This window comes from Pseudomonas siliginis (assembly GCF_019145195.1).
Lineage (GTDB): Bacteria > Pseudomonadota > Gammaproteobacteria > Pseudomonadales > Pseudomonadaceae > Aquipseudomonas > Aquipseudomonas siliginis.
The window spans coordinates 1-1,308 of record NZ_JAHSTW010000028.1; the positions used below are offsets into that span (position 1 = coordinate 1).

At 55.4% G+C, this 1,308-nt stretch carries 1 protein-coding gene; it reads right to left on the reverse strand.

Annotated features, from left to right (window positions below):
• Positions 1–6: 6 nt before the first annotated feature.
• Entirely contained in the window at positions 7–1,212 is a 1,206-nt protein-coding gene (locus KVG87_RS25695) for an ISL3 family transposase (protein ID WP_122601978.1), read from the reverse strand.
• Positions 1,213–1,308: the final 96 nt, after the last annotated feature.

The window sequence follows — 1,308 nt, forward strand, 5'->3', positions numbered from 1 at the left end:
GGTTCTTCACGGATTACCGGGAAAGACGCTCTTGATTTTCATGAAAAAGAACTCGCTATCCCGGTAACCGTACGCCATCCGCTTGATCACCTTTATTCGATTGTTTATTCCTTCCAGTTGGCCGGTATGCATCGGCCAGCGAACTCGGCTCACAATGCCCCGCCAGTAAAGCTTTAGCCGTTTGGCGAACTGGATCAGAGCAGGTATTTCGCTTTCATGTGCGTGGCGCAGCCATTGTTTCCAGGCTGATCTCCAGTCCCAAGCGGTGCTCGGCGTCCAGAGCGTTTTGAGTTCAGCCTTCATCAAATAGACCGTCATCAGCGATTGGTTGGCCGCCAACAGGTCTTGTAAATGGACCTGTTGCTCCGGCGTTTTCAGGTTCTGCGGATTGCGCAGTAACAGCCATCGCGCTTGCTTGATAACCTTGCGAGCCGGCCTGTCATGACGTAGCCGATTGGCTTCGTCAACGCGAACCCGATCGATCACTTCTCGGCCATATTTGGCCACGACATGGAAGAGGTCATAGACCACTCGAGCTTTTGGGCAGTGCTGGCGAACCTCCAGGTCAAAAGCGGTATTCATGTCCATCGCGACCGCTTCGATTCGGGCGCAACCCTCTGCCCCCAGCTCTTCGAAGAATGGCCTGACCGCCGCACGGCTGCGGCCTTCACCAATCCACAGCACGCGCCGGGTATCGGCATCCAGCACCACGCTGGCATAACGATGCCCTTTGAACAACGCAAACTCATCCATCACCAAACGTCGCGGTTGCGCCTTTGGCAGCGCGCTCAACGTCGCTTGCAAGGCTCGACGCTCCAGCAACCTAACAGTATCCCAATGTAGGCCGAACATCTGAGCCACGTGCAGGGTTGGAAGGCGTTCGCAGGCCTGAATGACCGCCTCGGCCAAGCGGCGCGTCATGCGAGCGTAGCGGTCTAGCCAACTGACGGCCTCCATGCGTTTGCCACAGTCACGACAGCCAACCCGCCTGAGCAAAACGTTGAGACGTACAGCGCGGCCAAGGATGGGCAAATCACGAACGACGCGCTCGCAATACTCATGCGTAGTTGAACAGGGCCTTAGGCAGCCGCCACAGGAAGGAAATCGGGTGGCATGGGGGATCAGATCGATCTGTAGTGCGTCGCCATCAGGCTTTATCGTGACGACAGAAAAGCCCTCCCAAAAAGGAAGGAAAGTATTAATATCACGCATAAGAACGCCGGTTTGTTAGATGTGTTTGCTCGCACGAACATCATCAACCAAATCGGCGTTCTTGTTTCTGTGTTTCCCGGAATTCCGTGAAGAACC